Annotated in this window: 19 protein-coding genes; 6 read left to right on the forward strand and 13 right to left on the reverse strand. The window is 70.3% G+C overall.

Annotated elements, in window-relative coordinates; translation table 11 throughout:
* Positions 1 to 9 precede the first annotated feature (9 nt).
* Entirely contained in the window at positions 10 to 609 is a 600-nt protein-coding gene (locus tag ABD197_RS11290) for a gamma carbonic anhydrase family protein (protein ID WP_344054560.1), read from the reverse strand.
* A 57-nt stretch (positions 610 to 666) separates the two neighbouring features.
* The gene (gene mfd, locus ABD197_RS11295) at positions 667 to 4,257 is read right to left on the reverse strand and encodes a transcription-repair coupling factor (protein WP_344054562.1); all 3,591 of its coding nucleotides are present in this window, start codon (positions 4,255 to 4,257) and stop codon (positions 667 to 669) included.
* A 77-nt stretch (positions 4,258 to 4,334) separates the two neighbouring features.
* On the opposite strand from mfd, the gene ABD197_RS11300 reads away from it, so the two are divergent.
* Positions 4,335 to 5,042, forward strand: a complete 708-nt coding sequence (locus ABD197_RS11300) for a hypothetical protein (RefSeq protein WP_344054564.1) — start codon at positions 4,335 to 4,337, stop codon at positions 5,040 to 5,042.
* A 3-nt stretch (positions 5,043 to 5,045) separates the two neighbouring features.
* On the opposite strand, the gene pth is transcribed toward ABD197_RS11300, so the two are convergent.
* Positions 5,046 to 5,630: an aminoacyl-tRNA hydrolase gene (gene pth, locus ABD197_RS11305; RefSeq protein ID WP_344054566.1), complete on the reverse strand. Its 585-nt coding sequence runs from the start codon at positions 5,628 to 5,630 to the stop codon at positions 5,046 to 5,048.
* A gap of 69 nt (positions 5,631 to 5,699) precedes the next feature.
* A complete protein-coding gene (locus ABD197_RS11310; protein WP_344054568.1) occupies positions 5,700 to 6,344 on the reverse strand; it encodes a 50S ribosomal protein L25/general stress protein Ctc in 645 nt (214 codons plus the stop codon).
* 275 nt (positions 6,345 to 6,619) lie between these two features.
* On the opposite strand from ABD197_RS11310, the gene ABD197_RS11315 reads away from it, so the two are divergent.
* Positions 6,620 to 6,745, forward strand: coding sequence for a hypothetical protein (locus ABD197_RS11315; protein ID WP_344054570.1), 126 nt, complete (start codon positions 6,620 to 6,622; stop codon positions 6,743 to 6,745).
* A gap of 82 nt (positions 6,746 to 6,827) precedes the next feature.
* A complete protein-coding gene (gene gndA, locus ABD197_RS11320; RefSeq protein WP_344054572.1) occupies positions 6,828 to 8,276 on the forward strand; it encodes an NADP-dependent phosphogluconate dehydrogenase in 1,449 nt (482 codons plus the stop codon).
* Between the two features lie 32 nt (positions 8,277 to 8,308).
* Here the strand turns inward: gndA and ABD197_RS11325 are convergent, their stop codons facing one another.
* Together ABD197_RS11325 and corA are read right to left on the reverse strand one after the other, a co-directional pair.
* Positions 8,309 to 9,634, reverse strand: a complete 1,326-nt coding sequence (locus tag ABD197_RS11325) for an FAD-binding oxidoreductase (RefSeq protein WP_344054573.1) — start codon at positions 9,632 to 9,634, stop codon at positions 8,309 to 8,311.
* A 49-nt stretch (positions 9,635 to 9,683) separates the two neighbouring features.
* On the reverse strand, positions 9,684 to 10,700 hold the full coding sequence (gene corA, locus ABD197_RS11330; protein ID WP_344054574.1) for a magnesium/cobalt transporter CorA: 1,017 nt from the start codon (positions 10,698 to 10,700) through the stop codon (positions 9,684 to 9,686).
* Positions 10,701 to 10,757: 57 nt separating this feature from the next.
* Here corA and ABD197_RS11335 point away from each other — a divergent pair, with 57 nt between their 5' ends.
* On the forward strand, positions 10,758 to 11,753 hold the full coding sequence (locus ABD197_RS11335) for an SDR family oxidoreductase (protein WP_344054576.1): 996 nt from the start codon (positions 10,758 to 10,760) through the stop codon (positions 11,751 to 11,753).
* Between the two features lie 70 nt (positions 11,754 to 11,823).
* Here the strand turns inward: ABD197_RS11335 and ABD197_RS11340 are convergent, their stop codons facing one another.
* Both ABD197_RS11340 and ABD197_RS11345 read right to left on the reverse strand, forming a co-directional pair.
* A complete protein-coding gene (locus ABD197_RS11340; protein ID WP_344054578.1) occupies positions 11,824 to 12,552 on the reverse strand; it encodes an ABC transporter ATP-binding protein in 729 nt (242 codons plus the stop codon).
* A gap of 65 nt (positions 12,553 to 12,617) precedes the next feature.
* Positions 12,618 to 14,108: an ABC transporter permease gene (locus ABD197_RS11345; protein ID WP_344054580.1), complete on the reverse strand. Its 1,491-nt coding sequence runs from the start codon at positions 14,106 to 14,108 to the stop codon at positions 12,618 to 12,620.
* A 167-nt stretch (positions 14,109 to 14,275) separates the two neighbouring features.
* Between ABD197_RS11345 and ABD197_RS11350 the strand changes: the two genes are divergently transcribed.
* Both ABD197_RS11350 and ABD197_RS11355 read left to right on the forward strand, forming a co-directional pair.
* The gene (locus ABD197_RS11350) at positions 14,276 to 15,010 is read left to right on the forward strand and encodes a response regulator transcription factor (RefSeq protein ID WP_344054582.1); all 735 of its coding nucleotides are present in this window, start codon (positions 14,276 to 14,278) and stop codon (positions 15,008 to 15,010) included.
* Positions 15,011 to 15,063: 53 nt separating this feature from the next.
* Positions 15,064 to 16,491, forward strand: coding sequence for a sensor histidine kinase (locus ABD197_RS11355; RefSeq protein ID WP_425561039.1), 1,428 nt, complete (start codon positions 15,064 to 15,066; stop codon positions 16,489 to 16,491).
* Between the two features lie 98 nt (positions 16,492 to 16,589).
* On the opposite strand, the gene ABD197_RS11360 is transcribed toward ABD197_RS11355, so the two are convergent.
* The 5 genes from ABD197_RS11360 to glmU all read right to left on the reverse strand — a co-directional run bounded on the left by ABD197_RS11360 (position 16,590) and on the right by glmU (position 22,141).
* Positions 16,590 to 18,161 (reverse strand): FAD-dependent oxidoreductase, encoded by a 1,572-nt coding sequence (locus ABD197_RS11360; protein ID WP_344054586.1) that lies wholly within the window; start codon positions 18,159 to 18,161, stop codon positions 16,590 to 16,592.
* Complete coding sequence (locus ABD197_RS11365) at positions 18,158 to 19,048, reverse strand: FAD:protein FMN transferase (RefSeq protein ID WP_344054588.1); 891 nt, start codon at positions 19,046 to 19,048, stop codon at positions 18,158 to 18,160. The genes ABD197_RS11360 and ABD197_RS11365 overlap by 4 nt, the downstream gene beginning before the upstream one ends.
* A gap of 7 nt (positions 19,049 to 19,055) precedes the next feature.
* Positions 19,056 to 19,535, reverse strand: coding sequence for an FMN-binding protein (locus tag ABD197_RS11370; protein ID WP_344054589.1), 480 nt, complete (start codon positions 19,533 to 19,535; stop codon positions 19,056 to 19,058).
* A 118-nt stretch (positions 19,536 to 19,653) separates the two neighbouring features.
* Positions 19,654 to 20,688 (reverse strand): ribose-phosphate diphosphokinase, encoded by a 1,035-nt coding sequence (locus ABD197_RS11375; protein WP_344054591.1) that lies wholly within the window; start codon positions 20,686 to 20,688, stop codon positions 19,654 to 19,656.
* The gene (glmU, locus tag ABD197_RS11380; RefSeq protein WP_344054593.1) at positions 20,672 to 22,141 is read right to left on the reverse strand and encodes a bifunctional UDP-N-acetylglucosamine diphosphorylase/glucosamine-1-phosphate N-acetyltransferase GlmU; all 1,470 of its coding nucleotides are present in this window, start codon (positions 22,139 to 22,141) and stop codon (positions 20,672 to 20,674) included. The genes ABD197_RS11375 and glmU overlap by 17 nt, the downstream gene beginning before the upstream one ends.
* Position 22,142 lies beyond the last annotated feature (1 nt).

Genomic DNA, 22,142 nt, shown 5'->3' on the forward strand with positions numbered 1-22,142 from the left:
CGGCCGCGCTCAGTCCAGCCGCACGTCGCGGTCGTGGCGGGCGAGGCTGCGACCGTACCGCTCGGTCAGCTGGACCATCAGGTCGGGCGTCTCACGGTCCAGCCCGAAGACGTAGCCGGGAAAGTCGAGCTCCTTCTGCGCCGCCCAGATCTCCTCGTGGCGGTCGGCGGACAGAAGCTGCAGCGGATCGCCGACCGCGACCCACCCGATCGGCACGACGGTCTCTGCGGGCAGCACGGTGCGCAGATGAACGACGGCGTTGATGCGCACTTCGCAGCGGTCGCCGATCCGCGCGCCGTTGAACACGCGCGTGCCCGTCGCGAGGAACACCTCGTCGCCGATCGTCGCGCCCGACACGCTCGCCATCGGACCGACCAGCGTGTGTTCGCCGATGTGGACGGCGTTCGTCGCGCTGGCGCGGATGAGCGCGTTCTCCATCACGATCACATTCGTCGCGAGCGTGATCGGCCCGCCCTCGGCCGTGATGACGGCGCCGTGCAGGATCTGACAATCCGCGCCGATCGTCACGTCGCCGCTGATGACGGCGGTGGGCGCGATGACGGCATCCGGATGAATACGGGGTCGTGCCCCGATGTGCTCGAACTGCACCGCGCCTCCTCGCACCGCTGGATCTGCGAGTCAGCGTAGCGCGGGCGCCGCGGCGCGTCAGGAGGCGGCTTCAGTGCTCTTCTGCGGCCAGAGCTGGTCCAGCAGCTGCCCGACCCACGCGATGAGCTCGGCGTCGCCGACACGCTCCCCGCCCGCGGTCGGCAGCGGCACGACGAGGGCATCGCCGCCGGACAGGAGTTTCGCTTTCGGGTACAGGCGCTGGACGCGCACCTTCATCGAGTCCGGCAGGTTCGCCGGGGCGATGCGCAGGTTCGGACCCATCGCGACGACGTCCGCGAGCCCCGCTTGCGCCGCGCGACGCCTCAAGCGCGCCGCGGCGAGAAGTCCCTCCGCCTCTGCCGGCAACTCGCCGTACCGGTCGCGGAGCTCTTCGACGACGAGGTCGATCGCGTCGTCCTTCGCGGTCGCGGATGCCGCGGCCGACAGCTTCTGGTACGCCTCCAGACGCAGACGCTCGCTGTCGATGTACGACTCGGGGATGCGGGCCTGGACGGGCAGTTCGAGCCGAAGCTCGGTCGGCCCCTCGGTCTCCTCCCCGCGGAACGTGGCGACGGCCTCCCCGATCATCCGCAGGTACAGGTCGAAGCCGACGCCGGCGATGTGCCCGGCTTGTTCGGCGCCGAGGAGGTTTCCGGCGCCGCGCAGCTCGAGGTCCTTCAGGGCGACCTGCATCCCGCTGCCGAGGTCGTTGTTCACCGCGATCGTCTCGAGGCGGTCGGCGGCCGTTTCGGACAGCGGCTTGTTCTCGTCGTAGAGGAAGTACGCGTAGGCGCGCTCGCGGGCGCGCCCGACGCGGCCGCGCAGCTGATGCAGCTGCGACAGGCCGTACTTGTCGGCGCGGTCGATGATGATCGTGTTCGCGTTCGCGATGTCCAGGCCCGTCTCCACGATCGTGGTGGAGACCAGCACATCGGCGCGACGCTCCCAGAAGTCGTCGACGACCTGCTCGAGCGCGTGCTCACCCATCTGCCCGTGCGCCACGGCGATACGGGCCTCGGGGACGAGCTCCGCGAGATGCGCCGCGACCCGCTGGATCGAGGACACGCGGTTGTGGACGTAGAAGATCTGCCCCTCGCGCAGCAGCTCTCGGCGGATCGCCGCCGCGATCTGCTTGTCGTTGCGGGCGCCGACGTACGTGAGGATCGGATGCCGGTCCTCGGGCGGGGTCTGCAGCGTCGACATCTCGCGGATCCCGGTCACCGCCATCTCGAGCGTGCGCGGAATCGGCGTCGCACTCATGGCGAGGATGTCGACGTTCGTCTTGAGCTTCTTCAGCTTGTCCTTGTGCTCGACGCCGAAGCGCTGCTCCTCGTCGATGATCAGCAGCCCGAGATCCTTGAAGATCACGTTCTCCGTCAGGATCCGGTGCGTGCCGATCACCATGTCCACGGTGCCGTCCGTCAGACCCGCGAGGACATCGCGGACCTGCTTGTCGGTCTGGAAGCGCGAGAGCGCCCGCACCTGCACCGGGAACCCGGCGAAGCGCTCGGTGAACGTTTCGAGGTGCTGTTTGACCAGCAGCGTCGTCGGCACGAGCATCGCGACCTGCTTGCCGTCCTGGATCGCCTTGAACGCCGCGCGCACCGCCACTTCGGTCTTGCCGAACCCGACGTCGCCGGAGAGAAGGCGGTCCATCGGGATGGGCTTCTCCATGTCGGCCTTGATCTCGTCGATCGTCTGCAGCTGATCGGCGGTCTCGGCGAACGGGAAGGCTTCTTCGAGCTCGCGCTGCCACGGCGTGTCCGGTCCGAAGGCGTGTCCCTTCGCCGCCATCCGCGCCGAGTACAGCTTGACGAGCTCGACGGCGATGTCGCGGACGGCCTTGCGCGCCCGCCCCTTGGCCTGCGCCCAGTCGCTGCCGCCCATCTTCGACAGCGTCGGCTCTTCGCCGCCGACGTACTTCGACAGCAGGTCGAGCTGATCGGTCGGCACGAAGAGCTTGTCGCCCGGGTAGCCGCGCTTGGACGGCGCGTATTCGAGCACGAGGTACTCGCGCATGCTCTTGACGGGGTTGCGCCCGCCGCTGGAGACCTCACGCTGGGTGAGCTCGGCGAAGCGGCCGATGCCGTGGGTCGCGTGCACGACGAAGTCCCCCGCCTTCAGCTGCAGCGGGTCCACGACGTTCCGGCGGCGTGAGGCGAGCTTCTTCACCAGCCGCTGGTCGCCGCCGATCGTGCGCCCGTAGAACTCGGTCTCGGTGAGCACCGCGAGCTTCGCGTCGGCAGACTCGAAGCCGCGCTCCAGCTCGCATGCCACGACGTGGGCGACGCCGGGTTCGGGCGGGGTGAGCACCTCGTCGACGCGCCGTGCGGCGATCCCCCGCTCGGCCATGACGTCGCGCGCGCGTTCCACCAGGCCCGTCCCGGATGCCGCCACCACGACGCGCCAGCCCTGGGCCAGCAGTTCGCCGATGTGGGCCGTCGCACCGTCGACATTGCCCTGGAAGGACGGGACGGCGGTGCCCGGGACGCGCACCGTCGAACCCGCGGCGGCGTCGAGGAGCCCTTCGGCGGACGCGTCGGCCTCGCCGGAGTCGAACGCGCTCAGCGTCCACCAGGCGATCCCGCGTGCGGACGCGGCCTCGCGCAGTGCCGGGAGGCTCACGAAGTCGCCGGAGCCGATGTCGACGGGGCTCGCCGCGCCCGCGGTCGCGGCGTTCCATGCCGCCTCCAGGAACTCGCGGTTGGTCTCCAGCAAGGTGACCGCACGGGTGACGGCGCGCTCGGGGTCCACGAGCGCGATCGCCGAGGCTTCGGGAAGGTAGTCGACGACCGTGACGATCTCGTCCACGAGGGCCGGGATGAGGGACTCCATGCCCTCGGCGGGGATGCCCTCCGCCATCTTCTCGAGCATGCCGCGGATGCCGGGGAAATCGTCCTTCAGGGCGAGGGCGCGGGCCCGGACAGCGGGGGTGAGCAGCAGTTCCCGGCTGGCCGGGAGGTCGACGGAGGCCACTTCACCGGGCAGCGAACGCTGATCGGCGACCGAGAAGGCCCGGATCTGGTCGACTTCGTCGCCGAAGAACTCGATGCGGAACGGGTGGTCGGCGATCGGCGGGAAGACGTCGAGGATTCCGCCGCGCATCGCGAACTCGCCGCGTCGCGAGACCATGTCGACCCGGTGGTACGCCAATTCGACCAGCCGCGCGGAGACCTCGGCGAGGTCGTGCCCGCGCCCGCCGACAGCCAGCTGCACCGCGGCGGCGTCCGCGAGACCGGCGGCAAGAGGTTGCAGCGCGCCGCGCACGGACGCCGTGACCACGAGCGGAGTCCGTCCGTCCCAGCGGGCGATGCGACCGAGGACGTCGAGGCGCCTGCCGACCGTCTCGGGGCTGGGACTCAACCGCTCGTGCGGCAGCGTCTCCCACGCGGGGAAGTGCAGGACCTCGGCGCCGGGCAGCAACGCCCGCAGGGCCGGCCCCAGCGCTTCGGCGCGGCGTCCGGTCGGCGCGACGACGAAGACGGCGCCGGCGCGCCCCGTGGAGCGGCGGTGCTCCAGCAGGGAGGCCAGAAGCGGGGCGTCCAACCCCTCGACGAGCGAGAAATCGGCATCGACGGATGCTGCTGCCGCGGCATCCCGGAAGGACGGAGCCTCCTCGAGGGCGCGCACGATCCCGGGAACTGTCACCGGAAGAGTCTACGGGCGCCCACCGACACCCGGACGGTGCGGGCGCACCGGCGGGCCCGACTCCTAGGATGAGTGCCGTGAGCGAGAATCCGGCACCCGAGCAGCTGCCTCCCCCTGCGGCGGGCCCTGTCCCCCCGGTGCCGCCCGCCCCGGGCTTCGCGCCACCGCAGGGCTTCGCGCCCCCGCAGGGCTATGCGCCCCCGCAGGGCTACCCGGCACCGCAGGGCTACGCACCGCCCCAGGGCTACCCGGCACCGCAGGGCTACGCACCGCCCCAGGGCTACCCGGCACCGCAGGGCTACGCACCACCGCAGGGATACGCGCCGCCGGGCGGACAGGTCGCGCCGGCGCAGGGCTACGGTCCCTACGTTCCCCCTGCCGCGCCGAAAGCGGTTGCGGGCGCATCGACCCTCGGCGTCGTCGCGTTCGTGCTCGCGCTGATCGCGGCGGTCGGTGCGAGCATGATCGGCGGGATCGCCGGCTACGGGATCGGCGCGGGGACCGGCCGTGACATCGCGCTCCAGCCGACGGATCTCACGTTCGACTGGTCGATTCTCACGCCGGTGCGCGAATGGGTGCTCACGGGAGAGCTCGCCTTCTGGGGCGGAACGATCCTCGGAACGTGGGCACTCGTGCAGGGAATCATCGCGATCGTGCGCAATCGCGGACGCGGCTGGGGGATCGCCGCGGTGATCATCGCCGTGCTCGGGCCGATCGTGTTCGCCACCGTCGTGCAGGTCTTCGTCACCGCCGGTTTCGCCGCGGGGGCCACCGCGGGCGGCTGAACACTAGGTCCGCGGGGCGTGATGCTTCTGCTGGGCCGCCAGAAGTCCTTCGTCCACGAGCTGCTCGACCGCGTCCGCGGCGTCGCCGACGAGGATCGGCAGGTTCTTCCGCTCTGCCGCGCCGAACGGCTCGAGCACCCAGTCCGCCGGGTCCTGCCGGCCGGCCGGCCGGCCGATGCCGACACGCACGCGGGCGAACTCCGGCGTGTCGAGCGCCTTCGCGACATCGCGGACGCCGTTGTGGCCGCCGTGACCGCCGCCGATCTTGAGCTTGATCGTGTCGAACGGGATGTCCAGCTCGTCGTGGACGACGACGACGCGGTCCGGCGCGATGCCGTAGAACTTCGCGAGCCCGGCGACCGGTCCCCCGGAGACGTTCATGAACGTGTTCGGCTTGGCCAGGATGATCCCGGGACCCCCGGGACGCAGCCAGGTCTCCACGACACGCGCGTTCGTCTTGTGAGCGCGGAATGTCTCGCCCCGACGCGCCGCGAGCTCATCCAGCACGAGCTGACCGACGTTGTGCCGGGTCAGCTCGTATCGCGGCCCGGGATTGCCCAGCCCCACGATCAGCCATTTGTCAGCCATCGCCGATCCTCTCCTGCCGGGGACGGAAAAGGGGGCGCGGAAACCGCACCCCCTCCCCCGCTGAAGGACTTACTCGGACTCTTCGCCCTTGGACTCCTGCGCCTCTTCGGACTGCTCGGCCGCGATCTCCGCGTCCGCCTCGGCGATCTCCGCCTCGGCCTCGAGCGTGTCGACCGGCACCGCGACGGCGACGATGAGCGTGTCGGCGTCGACGACGAGCGCAGCGCCCTTGGGCAGCACCAGGTCGGCGGCGGTGACGTGGGTGCCGTCTTCGAGACCCTCGACGTCGAGCTCGATGCGCTCCGGGATGTGCGTCGCCTCGACCTCGAGCAGAACCGTGTTCGCGTCCTGCGTGGCGACGGTGCCCGCGGCGGGCTCGCCGATGACGGTGACCGGGACGTCGACCTGGATCTTCTCGCCCTTCTTCACCACGAGCAGGTCGATGTGCTCGATGATCTGGTGCACGGGATCCTTCTGGACGTCCTTGACCAGCGTGAGCTGCTGCGTGCCGTCGAGCTCGAGTTCGAGGACGGCGTTCGCGCGACGGATGAGCAGCGCGACCTGGTGGCCGGGCAGCGCCACGTGCACGGGCGTGGTGCCGTGACCGTAGATGACGGCGGGGATCTTGCCGGCGGCGCGCAGGCGGCGGGCGAAGCCCTTGCCGAAGTTCTCGCGCGTCTCGGCGACGACCTTGGTGTCGGTCTCGGTGACCATGGGGTTCTCCTTGCGAAAGGGCGGATCGTCTCGGCGACGGTCCACGCGGTGGCGGGCGGCTGCGGCCCGGGGTAATGGGGTCTGTTTCGACTCGAACGCCTGCGCGTGAGGAAAGCCGGAGCCCGCATCACCGCGTCGATCACGGATGCCGCACGCAGACCTTGCGGTCGGTGCGAGGCATCCCTCGCCGAAGTTCAATCGCCCAGTCTACCAGCGTGGCCCCGCGCGCCGCACCGCTACGATGAAGAGACCCGCTTCTGCTCCCGGAGGACCCCATGCTCGACAGCCAGACCGCCTCGGCACTGCTCCTCGCGGTGATCGGACTCATCTCCGCCGCCGGCCTGGTCGGCACGGTCCTCGCCTTCTGGTCCCTCGGCCGCGCGAGCTACCGCAAGGACTGACGCTTCGTCACGGAGCCGTGACGCCGACCGCGCAGACTCTAGGCTGGGTGTCATCCCCTGGCGCGAATCATGAGGAGTGCGTGTGTCTGAATCTGTTGCCAACATCGGCGTCGTCGGTCTGGCCGTGATGGGCTCGAACCTCGCCCGCAACCTCGCCTCGCGCGAGGGCAACACGGTGGCGATCTTCAACCGCAGTCACGACAAGACCGATCACCTCGTGCAGGCCCACCCCGAGGCCGGGTTCGTCCCGGCCGCGACCTACGAGGAGTTCGCCGCATCGCTCACCAAGCCGCGGACGGCGATCATCATGGTCAAGGCGGGCGCCGGGACGGATGCCGTGATCGACGCGCTCGTGGACGTGTTCGAGCCGGGCGACATCATCGTCGACGGCGGCAACGCCCTGTTCACCGACACGATCCGGCGCGAGAAGGCGGTCCGCGAGACCGGCATCAACTTCGTCGGCGCGGGGATCTCCGGCGGCGAAGAGGGAGCCCTCCTCGGCCCGTCGATCATGCCCGGCGGCTCGGACGAGTCGTGGGTGACGCTGGGCCCGATTCTGAAGAGCATCGCCGCGGTCGCCGAGGGTGAGCCGTGCGTCACGCACGTCGGGCACGACGGCGCCGGCCATTTCGTGAAGATGGTGCACAACGGCATCGAGTACGCCGACATGCAGCTGATCGCCGAGGCGTACGACCTGATCCGCCGCGGCACCGGCAAGACCCCCGCCGAGATCGCGGACGTGTTCGCCGAGTGGAACCGCGGCGAACTGGAGTCGTACCTGATCGAGATCACCGCCGAGGTCCTGCGTCAGGTGGACGCCGAGACCGGCAAGCCGCTCGTGGACGTGATCCTCGACCAGGCCGGCGCGAAGGGCACCGGCGCGTGGACCGTGCAGACCGCGCTGAACCTGGGCGTGCCGGTCTCCGGGATCGCCGAGGCCGTCTTCGCCCGGTCGCTGTCCTCCCACCCCGAGCAGCGCGAAGTCTCCGGAGACCTCCCCGGACCGGTCGAAGGACTCACGGTCACCGACCCGGATGCGTTCATCGAAGACGTCCGGCTCGCGCTGTACGCCTCGAAGATCGTCGCCTACTCGCAGGGGTTCGACGAGATCCGCGCGGGCGCGGCGGAGTACGACTGGAACATCGACCTCGGTGCCGTCTCGAAGATCTGGCGCGGCGGGTGCATCATCCGCGCCCAGTTCCTCAACCGCATCGCCGATGCGTATGGTCAGACGCCGGACCTGCCCGTCCTGCTCACGGCCCCGTACTTCGTCGAGGCCCTCGGCCGCGCCCAGGGTTCGTGGCGCCGCATCGTCCAGACCGCCGCGGGAGCCGGCATCCCCGCCCCCGCGTTCTCATCCTCACTGTCGTACTACGACGGCCTGCGCGCCGAGCGCCTCCCCGCCGCGCTCGTGCAGGGGCAGCGCGACTTCTTCGGCGCGCACACCTACAAGCGCATCGACAAGCCCGGCACCTTCCACACGCTCTGGTCGGGCGACCGCACCGAGATCGAAGCCGAAGACACCCACTGACCGGGTGATCATCGACGTGCTGCTCGCCGACGTCAGGCGGGCAGCACGTTGTGGTTTCGGCGGAAGAGGTTCTGCGGATCCCACTCGCGCTTGACGGCGGCAAGCCGGGCCATCGTCGGCGGAGGGAACACCTTCGCCGCGAGGGCGGCATCCGTGGACGTCGTGAAGTTGCCGTAGAACCCGCAGCCGAGGGCGTCGAGACGCTCCTCCAGGCGCAGCGCGTCCGCGCGACCGGCGACGTCGAGCACTCCGGGGAGGTCGAAAGCCCCGGCCATCGCGAACCACGTCGCGTCGCGTGCCGGGAACGGCGTGTCCTCCTGGGCGACGTCCGCGTACGCGCCACCGAGCGAGCGCAGGAGCAGGACGGACGCGGGATGCCGCTCGCGGAAGGACACGAGCTCGTCGACGGCCTCGTCACCGAGCTCTGCGAGCAGCGCGTTGCCGCCGGCGAAGCCCGGCGGCGGAGCGCTCGGATCCGCGGCGGGCATATCGAGCAGGATGTCGGGATAGCGCGCCACAGCGAGGCTGTCGAAGACGAGGTCGTCGCGGGCGAGAAGCGGCGCGAGCGCGTCGCGCGCCGCTTCCTCGTCGGGCTCTGCCCACACCGCGGTGATGCCCGCGCCCGCGGGTGCGCTCGGGTCCATCGGGGGCACGTCCATGTAGGTCACCGTCAGCTCGCGGGGCGCATCGCGCATGAGTTCACGCACAGCGCGGAGGGCCGCGCGCTTGTCGCCCACGACCCGGCAGGCGGCGAAGACCACGGCGTCCAACGCGTGGGCGCGGAAGTCGAACCGGGTCACGACGCCGAAGTTGCCTCCCCCACCGCGGAGCGCCCACATCAGCTCGGGGTGCGTCTGCGCCGTCACCTCGACCACGTCTCCCGACGCCGCCACCACCTGGGCGCCGACCAGCTGGTCGGCCGCGAGACCCCACGCGCGCACCATCCATCCGATGCCGCCGCCGAGCGTGAGCCCACCGACGCCGACCGACGCGGTGTCGCCGGAGCTGATCCCGAGACCGCGCCCGGCCAGGATGTCGGCCACTGCCCCCCACGTGGCTCCGCCGCCGATCCGCACCAAGTCTCCGACGACCTCGACCGTGCGCAGCCCCGATACGTCGAGGGTCAGCCCGCCGGGGACCGTGCCCCACGCGCTGTGTCCCCCGCCGATCACCGTGATCGGGACCTGCCGAAGGGAGGCCCACCGGACCGCCGTCACCACGTCTTCCACGGATCGGGCCTGCACGATCGCGTCCGGGTCGCCGCTGCCCGCGTGGAAGTGCCGAGCACCTTCCCACGCCTCGTCTGCGCGCGTGATCATTCGCGCCGAGGCCTCTGAACCCATCTCGTCCACCCGCATCGCCCAGAGGCTACTCGCGGGCAGGGACACGCGGAAGGGGTGGCTCGGGTCAGAGCCATCCCTTGCGCTTGAACACCTTGTACAGCGTGAAGCTCGTCGTCGCCATGAGCGCCAACGCCATCGGATACCCGAAAGTCCAGTGCAGCTCGGGCATGTAGTCGAAGTTCATTCCGTAGATCGTGCCCACGAGCGTCGGGGCGAACAGGATCGCGGCCCAGCCGGACACCTTCTTCACCTGCTCGTTCTGGGTGAGGCTGAACTCCGTCATCTCCGCCATCGCGTCGTTCTGCCGCTGTGTCACCAGAGTGGAGTGCAGCAGGAGGGCGTTCTCGAGGATCGTGCGGAAGCTGGCGGAGCGCTCCACGATCCGGATCGCGTGGTCGTGCACGTCGCGGAACGCGCGCTTGACCTCGAGGTCCACCCCGAAGCTCTCGGCATCCACTTGAAGACGCTCGAGGATCGGCACGAGCGGGCCCACCGCACGCTGGAAGTCGATCACCTCGCGCGTCAGGCCGAAGATGCGCCGAGCGACTGCCGGATCGTTCGCGAAGAGCTGGTTCTCGATCTCGTCGATGTCGTTCTCCAGGCCCACCACGACCGGCTCGTACTCGTCGACGACTTCGTCGATGATGCCGTACAGCACTGCCATCGGCCCGCGCTCGAGCAGTTCCGGTTCCGCCTCCAGACGGTGGCGCACACGAGCCAGATCCGGAGATTCGGCGTGGCGGACCGTCACGACGTAATCCTGCCCGGCGAAGATGTGCACCTCGCCGAACTCGACCTCCTCCGCCGCGTCGCGATAGCGCGCGGGCCGGAGCACCAGGAAGACGGCGTCCCCGTACCTGTCGAGCTTGGGTCGCTGGTGTCCGGTCAGCGCGTCCTCGACGGCGAGCGGGTGCAACGCGAACTCGTCTGCGATCTCGCGCAGCTCGGGTTCGTCCGGCCGATAGAGACCGATCCACGCCATGCCGTGGCGCTCGTTCATCTCCTCGAAAGTCTGGTCCAGCGACGACGGATCGGACGTGCGGTGCCCACCCACATAGATGGCGTTGTCCACGACGGTCATTTCACTCCCGCGGACACTCTACGTCGCGAGCGCGGCGAGATCGGGCACGATGGCACCATGACCCACCAACGCATCCTGTACATCGGCGGAACCGGCACGATCAGCGCGGCGAGCGTACGACGCTCGGTCGCCCTGGGCCATGACGTGACAGTGCTGAACCGCGGCTCGGGCCGCCGCCCGCTGCCCGAGGGGGTTCACGAGCTGACCGCAGACGTGCACGACGCGCGAGCCGTGTCGGCGGCCATCGGGAGCCGCGAGTTCGACGTCGTCGCCCAGTTCCTCGCGTTCACCCCGGAGCATGTGCGCGCCGACCTCGAGAGGTTCGAGGGGCGCTGCGGGCAGTACGTGTTCATCAGTTCGGCCTCGGCGTACCAGAAGCCGCCTCAGCGCCTGCCGATCACGGAGTCGACACCGCTGCGCAACCCGTTCTGGCAGTACTCGCGGGACAAGATCGCGTGCGAGGACGTACTCGTCGACGCGTACCGCGAGCGCGGCATCCCGACCACGATCGTCCGCCCGTCGCACACGTACGACGAACGGCTGATCCCGACGATGGGGCACTGGACGGACATCGCGCGCCTGCGCGCCGGCCGACCGGTGATCGTCCACGGCGACGGCACGAGCCTGTGGACCCTCACCCACAGCGACGACTTCGCGGTCGCCTTCACGGGACTCCTCGGCAATCCGGCGGCGATCGGTGAGGCGTTCACGATCACCGGTTCGCACGCCCCGACGTGGAACCAGATCTACGGCTGGCTCGCGGATGCCGCCGGTGTGAAGGCTCCGGATCTCGTGCACGTCTCGTCCGAGGCGATCGCCGCGTTCGCGCCCGCCCTCGGCCCGACCCTGCTCGGCGACAAGGCCCACTCTGCCGTCTTCGACAATGCGAAGGTCACCGCGCTCGTCCCGGAGTTCCGCACGACGATCACCTTCGACGAGGGCGCCCGGCGGATCGTCGAGTACTACGACGCGCATCCAGCCGAGCAGCGCGTCGACGCGGACCTGGACGGCGCGTTCGACCGGATGGCGGCGTACGCGCGCAGCGCGGGCTGAGCCGACGGACGTGTCACGAGCGGCCGCCTCGCATGCGCGGCGGCGAGCGTTGTGACAGCTCGGCGGGCGCTCAGCGGGTGATCTCGTGCACGGTGCCCTTCTCCAGGCGCAGCCGCCGTCCCGCGCGGCGCGCAACGGCGGAATCGTGCGTCACGACGATGAGCGTCAGGCCCTCCGCGTTCAGGGTCTGCAGCACCGCGAGGATCTCGTCGCGCATGCTCTCGTCGAGGTTGCCCGTCGGCTCGTCCGCGAGCAGCACGCGCGGGCGCTTGACGATCGCTCGGGCGATCGCGACGCGCTGCTGCTGACCGCCGGAGAGCTCGGTCGGCCGGTGATCGGCGCGATCCGCGAGCCCCACGTGGGCGAGGGCCTCCGCGACGCGGCGCGTGCGTTCGGACTTCTCCAGACCCAGCGGCTCCAGCGCCATGTCGACGTTCTCCTGCGCGGTGAGCGTCGGGATCAGGTTGAAACCCTGGAACACGAAGCCGATCTCGTGGGCGCGCAGGCGTCCGAGTTCGCTGCGCGTCGCCGTCGCGATATCGGAGCCGGCGAGGACGACGCTGCCGGCCGTGGGCCGGTCGAGCGCTCCGAGGATCTGCAGGAGCGTGGACTTGCCGCCGCCGGTGGGGCCCTGGATCGCGACGAAGTCCCCCTCGCGGATCTCCAGGTCCACCCCGGCGAGCGCCGTGACGACACGACCGCGCTGCGGATAGGTGCGCGTCACGGACTGCAGACGGTAGAGCGGGGCGGATGCCGGGTCCGGCGTCCGCGGGACGTTCTGCGTGTCGAGCATGGTCATGGTCTCTCCGATCGGTTCTGAGGATTCGTGGGCAGGGTGGGCGGACGGGGTGGACATGGCAGGTGTCACCCGACCGACCGGAGGGCCTCGGCCGGGCTGAGGCGGGCCGCCCTCCATCCGCCGAAGGCGCCGGCGACCAGACCGCCGAGGACGGAGATGCCGACGGCCGCGACCACGACCCACAGGGTGAGCGGTGCGCTCAGCACGACATCAGCCGTGGTCGTCTGCGCGGCCAGACCGCCGAAGCCGCCGCCCGGTCCGGCGCCCATTCCCCCACTTGTGCCGCCGACGTCGACGGCCGACGGAGCCGTGGAGATCGTCGGCGCGATCATGTTGACGGCCCAGATCCCGACGAGACCGAGCGCCAAGCCCGCCGCGCCGCCGATGAGCCCCTGTACGACCGACTCGCCGGCCACCTGGCGCACGACACGGCCGTCGGACCACCCGATCGCCTTCAGCGTTCCGAACTCGCGGGTGCGGCGCGAGACCCCCGAGATCGTGAAGAGCACGGCGAGGCCGAGTGCGACGACGAGGACGACGAGCGACAGCCACGTGCCGAGGTTGGTGATGAGGCTCGACGCGCTGGAGAGCGATCCGGAGACCGTCGAGGCGAGGTCGGACTGCGAGCTGACCGTGGCGTCCGGCAGGGCCGCCTCCACGTCCGCCTGCACGGCGGTGATCGCGTCGGCCGAAGCGGCCTGGACGTACACGGTGGAGACGACGTCGTCGACTCCGGCGATCGTCTGCGCGACGTCCAGGGGGATGTAGACGTTCGCCGCGGTGTCGGCCTCGCTCGAGGTCGAGGTCACGAGGCCGACGACTTCGACGTCGGTTCCTCCCACGTCGATCGTGTCGCCGACGGCGATGTCGCTCGTGGCGGCATACGTCGCGTCCAGGACAGCGACGTTCCGGCCGGCGTCGCCGGCCTCCAGGCCGCGCCCTTCGGTGACGCTCGCCGCAGACAGCGGGCCGACCGCCGTGGCGCCCGGGTCGATGCCGAGCACCGAGAACGCGTCGACGTCGAAGTTGCCTCCGCCGAAGCCGCCGCCCTGCGCCGCGCCGCCTTGTCCCTCGGGCGCGGTACCGTCCTGCGGCACGGTGGCGTCGTCGGGAGCGGCCCCGTCGGCGGGGCGCTCAGGCAGCTCGCCCGAGAACGTCGTGTTCGTGAGCGTCAGGGCGCCGGTCGCTGCGGCGACCCCGTCGATGCCGGTGATCGTCTGCACCGTCGACGCGTCGAGCGTGCCGCGCATCGGGTCGGCCATCAGTCGTGACTGGCTGAGGGTGGTGGTGCCGTCGGAGGTCGCACCGTCATCCTCTCCGAACTCGAACCGAGGTCCGCCGCGCCCTTCCCCCGGCTCAGCGGCGGCGCCCGTCACGGTGAGATCCGTGCCGACGCCGTAGACGGATTCGAGGGCTTGCGCCTGCGCGTCCCGCACTCCCGCAGCGAGCGAATTCACGATGATCACGAGCGCGATCGCGATCGCCATCCCGATCGCGACGATGATCGTCTGCTTCTTGCGGCCGAACAGCTCGCGCCGCAGATACGTCCAGTACATGGGTCTCCTCCTGACGGCCGGTCGAGCCGTTCGAGACGACGCTAGGGATGCCGTCGGTGCACAGCGTCAGCGCGGCATATGGAAATGCGATGAGCCGCAGACCGACTCACAGCACACGCATAGCCGGCTCCATAGGAAGGGCATAGGAACGTGCGCACAATGGACGCATGGCCACTCCTGCTTCCGCCCCGGCTCTGCGCCGAATCGACGGCTCCGCCGTCCGTGTCCTCGTCGTCGACGACGAACAGATGCTCACCGATCTGCTGTCGATGGCACTGCGCATGGAGGGGTGGGACGTGCGCACCGCGAGCTCCGGTCTGCAGGCGCTCCAGGCGGCGCGTGATTTCGCGCCCGACGCGATGGTGCTCGACATCATGATGCCGGACCTGGACGGGATGGCGGTGCTGCAGCGCCTGCGGCAGTCCGGCAACGACGTCCCCGTCCTCTTCCTCACGGCCAAGGACGCCGTGGGCGACCGGGTCGCCGGCCTCACCGCCGGAGGCGACGACTACGTCACGAAGCCGTTCAGCCTGGAAGAAGTCGTGGCGCGCCTGCGCGGACTCATGCGTCGCGCGGGAACCGCGCAGTCGGCCGAGTCCGAGCCGATCCTCCGGGTCGGCGATCTCAGCCTGAACGAAGACAGCCACGAGGTCGAGCGCGGCGGCGTCGCGTTCGAGCTCACAGCCACCGAGTTCGAGCTGCTGCGCTTCCTCATGCGCAACCAGCGTCGCGTCGTGTCCAAGGCGCAGATCCTCGACCGGGTCTGGAACTACGACTTCGGCGGACGCTCCAGCGTCGTCGAGCTCTACATCTCCTACCTGCGGAAGAAGATCGATCAGGGCCGCGAGCCGCTCATCCACACCGTGCGCGGCGTCGGCTACATGATCAAGGCCCCTCAGTGACCTCAGCCGCCCGCGGCCGATCACGCCGCACCTGGAGCCTGCAGACCCGGCTCATGGCGACCGTGATCGGCATCGTCTCGCTCATCCTCGTGATCGTGGCGATCGCGACGAGTGCGGCCCTCGGGCGTGTGCTCGAGCAGAACCTGGACAACCGCCTGGAAGAAAGCGCCCGACAGGCGGGCCGGGCGCTGCAGATGAATCAGTTCCCCAACGCGACGCAGGACGCGGTGGACGTCTTGAGCCAGGGTCCGCAGGAGCCCGGCTTCCTGTTCATCGCGCAATCCGCACAAGGGAGCATCTCGGGTGCGTACATCGACAACGAGGGCGACGTCGTCCGTCTGACCTCTTCGCAGATCGCACGGATCGGCGACGCGATCAGTCAGGGCGGGTTCACGACCGTCTCGTTGGGCGACGGCATCGGCGACTACCGCATCCGTCTCGTCACGGGCGACAGCTTCGTCGGGATCGCGGGCCTTCCCGTCACCGAGGTGCGCAGCACGATCGCCCAGACGCTCACGACGATCGCGCTGGTCACCGCCGGTGGCCTGCTGCTGCTCGTCGCCGCGATCGCGCTCGTGATCCGCGCCGGGCTGAAGCCGCTCCGGGTCGTCGCGGACACCGCCACGCGGGTGGCCGCACTGCCGCTGGCCGAAGGCGCCGTATCGATCACCGAGCGCGTGCCGGACGACGAGACCGACGAGCACACCGAGATCGGTCGCGTCGGCCACGCGCTGAACACGCTGCTCGACCACGTCGGACAGTCCCTGGATGCTCGGCAGCGCAACGAGGAGCGCATGCGCAGCTTCGTCGCGGACGCGAGTCACGAGCTGCGGACGCCGCTGGCGTCGATCCGGGGCTACTCCGAGTTGTCGCTGCGTGATCCCGCGCTGAGCGAGACGACCGAGTCGTCGCTCGAGCGCATCCAGGCGCAGTCGATCCGGATGACGGCTCTCGTCGAGGATCTGCTGCTGCTCGCGCGCCTGGACGAGGGGCAGGAGCTCGTCTACGGCACGGTGGATCTGTCGCGGCTCGCGATCGAGGCGATCGCCGACGCCACTCCAGCGGGGCCGGACCACGGATGGGAGCTGGATCTCGACGAAGAGCCCGTCGTGGTCACCGGTGACGCCGCACGCCTGCACCAGGTGGTCGGCAATCTTCTCGCGAACGCGCGCACGCACACGCCGGCCGGAACCGCCGTGACGCTGAGCCTCCACCGCGACGGTGCGGATGCCGTCCTCCGCGTGCACGACGACGGCCCGGGCATCGATCCCACGATCGCCGACGAGCTGTTCGAGCGCTTCTCGAGGGCGGATCGGTCACGCGCGCGCAAGACGGGCGGCACCGGACTCGGACTCTCGATCGCCCAGGCGATCGTCGTCGCCCACGGCGGCTCGATCACGGTGCGGAGCACCCCCGGATCCACGACGTTCGAGGTGCGGCTGCCGCTGTCTCCCGATACGCCGGACGCGGCATCCGTCTGACCCGGATCAGGTGATTTGGCCGACGAAGGACGATGTGGGCCGGAATCGGCCCGTCTGCACCGAATCTCCTGATCCGGGCGTGGTTGTGACGGTGACGATCAGTAGCCGCTGAAGGCGTCCGTCGTGAGCGAGCGCGCGCGCTCGAGGGCGGGGGCGAGATCGGCGATGAGCCCGGCCGGACCCGAGATGTACGCATGGCGCGCGCCGATGTCGGGCACGACCTGCAGCAGTCCGTCGGCGTCCAGACGCACGCCGCGCGCCCAGTGCCAATGGCGCGGCAGATCGCGAGGCTCGTCGCGGGTGAAGACGATGACCGGGATGCCGGATGCCTCCAGCTCATCGCGGAAGGCGAGTTCGGCCGCCTCGGAAGCGACGTACACGAGCACGATGTCGCGGTCCTCCTCCGCCAGTCGCACGTGCCGCAGCTGGGAGACGAACGGAGTGATGCCGATTCCGGCCGCGACCATGAGCACGGCGCTCGTGGCCTTCTTCGGCAGCACGAAGTCTCCCCACACGCCGGTGACCGCGAGCGTGTCGCCCTCCCCCACCCGCGCGAGGGCCTTCTTGTACGAGCTCTGCGTCTGCGCCCCGGGAGCCTCACGGAACGCGACCGTGAGCGAAGGCAGGTCTTCCGGCGCCGAGGCGATGCTGAACTCCCGCCTCGTGCCGCGGGCATCGGCATGGCGATGCGGCACGTCGAGCTCGAGGTACTGGCCCGGAACGAAGGACAGCGGCCGGCGGGTCCGGAAGGTGAGCGACTGCACCGTGGGCGTGAGGTTCTCGCGCGACGACAGCGTGAGCTTCACCGCCGAGCGCGTCGAGAACGCGAACACGAACGCGAGGAGATTGCCGACCAGCAGCGCGCGCTCCTGGCCGAGACTGATCTCCCCGAGGTCGATCGGCCACCCCGCGAGGATGCCGACCAGCGCGGCGACGGTGAACTGCTGCCAGCGTCGCGGGGGCATCGTGAGGGGCTCGGAGAGCATGAACGCACCGAGGAAGAGGAACGGCGACGACCACAGCACCGAGAAGAGCACCGTGACCGTGTCCACCTCGAGGCCGGCCTGCTGGTACTGGGTCGCGACACGGGCGACGCCCACGGCGACCGCGACGAGGAGGAACACCGCGATCACGCGCACCTTCTCGGTCCGGATCAGGACCGCGAGCCCGAAGAGGATGACCGGAGCCGCGAGCACCGGTGTACCCACCCACCACGAGGACGCCCCCAGCGCCGGCAGCGCGATGCTCACCAGCGTCAAGACGGTCGCGCCGACCGCGGCGGGGTTGAAGATGTGGCGTCCCCGCCAGGCCAGGACGTACTTCGACAGCGATGCGACGGCCGCGCCGAGCGCGAGTCCGGCGAGCCCCGCAGGATCCAGCGTCGGCCGCAGGACGAAGAGCAGGATGCCCGCGGTGATGAGCGAGGACTCCACACGCCACGGCAGGCGAACGACCGCTTGGGCGGCGGCATCCGTCAGCACGCACACGAGGGCGAGGACCACGGCGGACGCGAGGAGTTCGAGCGGGGTCGGCGCGACGAGCCCGAAGAACGACACCGCGAGGGCCACGAGGGCGAGCGCAGCGAGGGCGTACAGGGCCAGCCGGTACATCGAGACGCGCCCGAGCACCGCGAAGACGCGGTTCCACAGCGAGGTGAAGGTTCCGATCACGTGAACAACTCTGCCTTACTCCCGGGAGACCACTCCACGCGGCCGTCGGTGGTCATCCGCACCCAGTCGATCCCCCACGCGGCGGCCGACTCCGGACCCCCCTCGAAGAACAGCGCGGTCGCGATGGCGTCGGCGCGCATCGCGGGGTCCGGGATGCCGCACGGAGCGATCGCCCAGGTCGCGGCGATCGTCCGCACGGGCTCTCCGGTACGCGCGTCGAGGACGTGGTGCAGGCCATCGCCCCACGCCCGCCGGTTCGTCGCGGAGGCGCAGAGCGCGGCATCCGCCACCTCGACGACACCGATCGCGCGCCGCGAGTCGTACGGGTGCTCGAGCGCCACCCGCTCGGCCGTGCCCGCCACGACGAGGTCGCCGCTCGCGTCGACGACGAACGGACCTGCGACGGACGCGGCCACCTCGGCGGCGACCTTGTCTACCAGGCGGCCCTTGCCGAGTGCGCCGACGTCGATCAGTTCCGGCCCGCCCAGCTCGAGGGTGCCCTGCTCCCAGCGGAGACGGTCACGCCAGTCCCGCGGGGCAGGTCGCGCCCCCCGGTCGACGAACGCGTAGGCGGCGTCGTATCCCCGCGCGGCGAGCGAGGCGCCGACGAGGGGATTGACCGCTCCCCCGGTGGCGGCGTCCAGTACGGCGTACGCGTCGAGCATGCGCGCGGCGTCCGGCGGCGCGGGCGCAGAGCCACCTCGGCGGGCCAGGCCGCTCACGACCGAGTCCGCCCGGAACCGCGACCACTCCCGGTCGAACCGATCGATCACCGCGTCGATCCGGCGGCGGGCGGACTCATCCAGGGGCTCGGACGTGTCGATCTGCCAGCCGGTCCCGATCGCGTCGAAGCGCCACGTCGAGAACGGCCCCGATGCGCCGCTCACCGGAGGGTCAGGACGCCTCGGACTTGATCGTGTCGATCGCCTCGTTGAAACCCCCGCTGGTGAGCGAGGATCCGGCGACACGACTGACCGAGATCTCGTCGATGTCCTTGCCGACCACGACATCGGCGATGCCGCCGATGAACTTGCTCTGGTACTCCTCCGACTCGCGCTTCTGCGGGTCGCCCGTCACGTCGACCGCCGTGATGACGTCGTCCTCGAGGGTGACGGTGACGACGATCGTCTCGACCGACTCCGGCGTCGCGTAGGACCCCTCGGCGGTGTAAGTGCCGTTCTGATACGTGCTCGATCCGGATGCCGCCTCCGACGCGCTCGGCGACGAGGACGACTCGGGCTCGGCTGCCGGCGCGTCGGTCGTCGGATCGGCGGCGGGGGCCGTGCTCGCACAGCCGGCGAGCGCGAAGGCGCCGGCGACGCCGGCGGCGGCGACGGTCATGCGGACGGGGCGGGGTACGGCGGTGCGGATCATGGGGGTCCTCCTCGAGCGACGCCTGGGAGGTTCCACGCTATCCGGGCCGCCCGCGTCGGAACGACCGTTCCGCCTCAGAAGTCCCTATGAATGCGCGCGCATGCAGTTGCCGCGGTCGTCACGCCGCTCCGTCGAACATGCTCGTGACCGAGCCGTCCTCGAAGACCTCGTGGATCGCGCGGGCGAGCAGCGGGGCGATCGGAAGGATCGTCAGCGACGGGAAGCGCTTCTCGGCCGGGATCGGGACCGTGTCCGTGACGACGACCTCGTCGATCGCCTCGGACTGGAGGCGCTCGGCCGCCGGGTCACTGAAGATCGCGTGCGTCGCCGCCACGATGACCCGCTCCGCGCCGTTCTTCTTCAGCGCCTCGGCGGCCTTCACGATCGTGCCGCCGGTGTCGATCATGTCGTCCACGAGGAGGCACACCCGGCCGTCGACCTGGCCGACGATCTCGTTGACGGTGACCTGGTTGGCCACGTTCGGGTCGCGGCGCTTGTGGATGATCGCGAGAGGGGCGCCGAGACTGTCCGACCACGTGTCCGCGACACGCACCCGACCGGTGTCGGGCGAGACGACCGTGAGCTTCGCGCGGTCCTCCGTCGACAGATTCTGCTCGAAGTACTCCAGCAGCACGGGCTTGGCGAAGAGGTGATCGACGGGGCCGTCGAAGAAGCCCTGGATCTGCGCGGCGTGCAGGTCGACGCTCATGACCCGGTCGGCGCCGGCCGTCTTGAGCAGGTCCGCCACGAGGCGGGCGCTGATCGGCTCGCGTCCGCGGCTCTTCTTGTCCTGGCGCGAGTACGGGTAGTAGGGGGCCACGACCGTGATCCGCTTCGCAGAGGCCCGCTTGGCGGCATCCAACATGATGAGCGTCTCCATGAGCCACTCGTTCACGGGCGGACCGAAGCTCTGGATCAGGAAGAAGTCGCACCCGCGGATGGACACCTCGAAGCGCGTGAGGATCTCACCCGAGGCGAACGTGCGGTACTCGGTCGGGACGAGCTCGGTGCCGAGCGCCGCGGCGACGTCCGCGGACAGGTCGGGGTGCGACCTGCCGGAGGCGACGACCAGACGCTTCTTGGTCTTGGCGACCAGTCCGGGGGCGATGTCGTTCGCCCGGTCCAGGACGACCGTCTTATTCTTGCGCGCCATCGTCCGCTTTCTGTGCGGACCGGGCTTTCGCGGCAGCGTCGGCCGCCGCGGTGCCCGGTCGGTTCGTCTCGACCCACCCCTCGACGTTGCGCTGAGGGGCCACGCTGAGCGCCAGGGCACCGGCGGGCACATCCTTGCGGATCACCGCTCCGGCCCCGGTCTTCGCGCCTTCACCGATCCTAACGGGCGCCACGAACACGTTGTGCGACCCGGTGTGCACCTCGTCGCCGATCTCGGTGCGATGCTTGGCGATGTCGTCGTAATTCGCGGTGATCGCGCCCGCTCCCAGGTTCACGCCGGTGCCGATCGTCGTGTCGCCGATGTACGACAGGTGCGGCACCTTGCTGCGCGCGCCGATCGTGGAGTTCTTGGTCTCCACGAACGTGCCGATCTTGCCCTTCTCGCCGAGATACGTGCCGGGGCGCAGATAGGCGAAGGGTCCGACGGTGGCACCGGCGCCGATGACCGCCAGGGTCGCGTCCGTCCGCGTGACGGTGGCGTTCTCCCCCACTTCGCAGTCGACCAGGCTCGTGTCGGGGCCGACCGTCGCTCCCGCGGCGATCGCGGTGGAGCGGAGGATGTGCGTTCCCGGGAGCACGGTGACGTCCGGCGCGAGGCTCGCGGTGACATCGATCCAGGTGGAGGCCGGATCGAGGATCGTCGCGCCCTCCAGCTGCCAGCGACGCACCGTCCGGGCGTTCAGCAGGCGGGCAGCTTCCGAGAGCTGCACCCGATCGTTCACACCGAGCGCTGCTGCGGCATCGGACGCCTGCGAGATGCCGACCGCGAGCCGCGAGTCCCGGAGAAGGCCGACGACATCGGTGAGGTAGCGCTCGCCCTGCGCATTCGCGGTGCCGACGAGCGAGAGGTGCGCGCGCAGCGCGGGCGCCTGGAAGACGTACACCCCGGCGTTGATCTCGGTGATCTCCGCCTCGGCATCCGTCGCGTCCTTCTGCTCGACGATGCGCTGCACGCCGCCCACGGAATCGCGCACGATCCGGCCATAGCCGGTCGCGTCCGCGACGACGGCACTCAGAACGGTGGCCGCCGCACCGCTTGCGCGGTGCGCACGGACGAGGCCGGCCAGCGTCTCGTCGTCCAGGAGCGGCACGTCGCCGCTCAGGACGAGCACATCGCCCGAGAAGTCGGGTACCCGCGCGAGGGCGACCTCGACGGCTCGGCCGGTGCCCGGGATCTCGTCCTGGTCGACCACGAGGATCTCGGGCGCGATGTCGAGGACGGCGTCGGCGACGAGGTCGCGTTCGTGGCGGACGACCACGAGGATGTTCGCCGGCTCCAGGTTCCGCGCGGTGTCCAGCACGTGCCCGAGGAGCGGTCGACCCCCGATGCGGTGCAGCACCTTCGGCAGGGAGGACTTCATCCGGGTGCCCTGTCCTGCGGCGAGGATGATGACGGCGAGTTCCGGCGCGTCCGTGCTGTGCGTGTTCGACATG

Source organism: Microbacterium lacus (assembly GCF_039531105.1).
Classification (GTDB): domain Bacteria; phylum Actinomycetota; class Actinomycetes; order Actinomycetales; family Microbacteriaceae; genus Microbacterium; species Microbacterium lacus.

Bases quoted from the DNA above. Each gene is read 5' to 3' on its own strand.
- pth (WP_344054566.1), bottom strand. From the start codon at position 5,630: ATGGCTGACAAATGGCTGATCGTGGGGCTGGGCAATCCCGGGCCGCGA.
- ABD197_RS11310 (WP_344054568.1), bottom strand. From the start codon at position 6,344: ATGGTCACCGAGACCGACACCAAGGTCGTCGCCGAGACGCGCGAGAAC.
- ABD197_RS11315 (WP_344054570.1), top strand. From the start codon at position 6,620: ATGCTCGACAGCCAGACCGCCTCGGCACTGCTCCTCGCGGTGATCGGA.
- ABD197_RS11325 (WP_344054573.1), bottom strand. From the start codon at position 9,634: ATGCGGGTGGACGAGATGGGTTCAGAGGCCTCGGCGCGAATGATCACG.
- corA (WP_344054574.1), bottom strand. From the start codon at position 10,700: ATGACCGTCGTGGACAACGCCATCTATGTGGGTGGGCACCGCACGTCC.
- ABD197_RS11335 (WP_344054576.1), top strand. From the start codon at position 10,758: ATGACCCACCAACGCATCCTGTACATCGGCGGAACCGGCACGATCAGC.
- ABD197_RS11340 (WP_344054578.1), bottom strand. From the start codon at position 12,552: ATGACCATGCTCGACACGCAGAACGTCCCGCGGACGCCGGACCCGGCA.
- ABD197_RS11345 (WP_344054580.1), bottom strand. From the start codon at position 14,108: ATGTACTGGACGTATCTGCGGCGCGAGCTGTTCGGCCGCAAGAAGCAG.
- ABD197_RS11350 (WP_344054582.1), top strand. From the start codon at position 14,276: ATGGCCACTCCTGCTTCCGCCCCGGCTCTGCGCCGAATCGACGGCTCC.
- ABD197_RS11355 (WP_425561039.1), top strand. From the start codon at position 15,064: ATGGCGACCGTGATCGGCATCGTCTCGCTCATCCTCGTGATCGTGGCG.
- ABD197_RS11370 (WP_344054589.1), bottom strand. From the start codon at position 19,535: ATGATCCGCACCGCCGTACCCCGCCCCGTCCGCATGACCGTCGCCGCC.
- ABD197_RS11375 (WP_344054591.1), bottom strand. From the start codon at position 20,688: ATGGCGCGCAAGAATAAGACGGTCGTCCTGGACCGGGCGAACGACATC.
- glmU (WP_344054593.1), bottom strand. From the start codon at position 22,141: ATGTCGAACACGCACAGCACGGACGCGCCGGAACTCGCCGTCATCATC.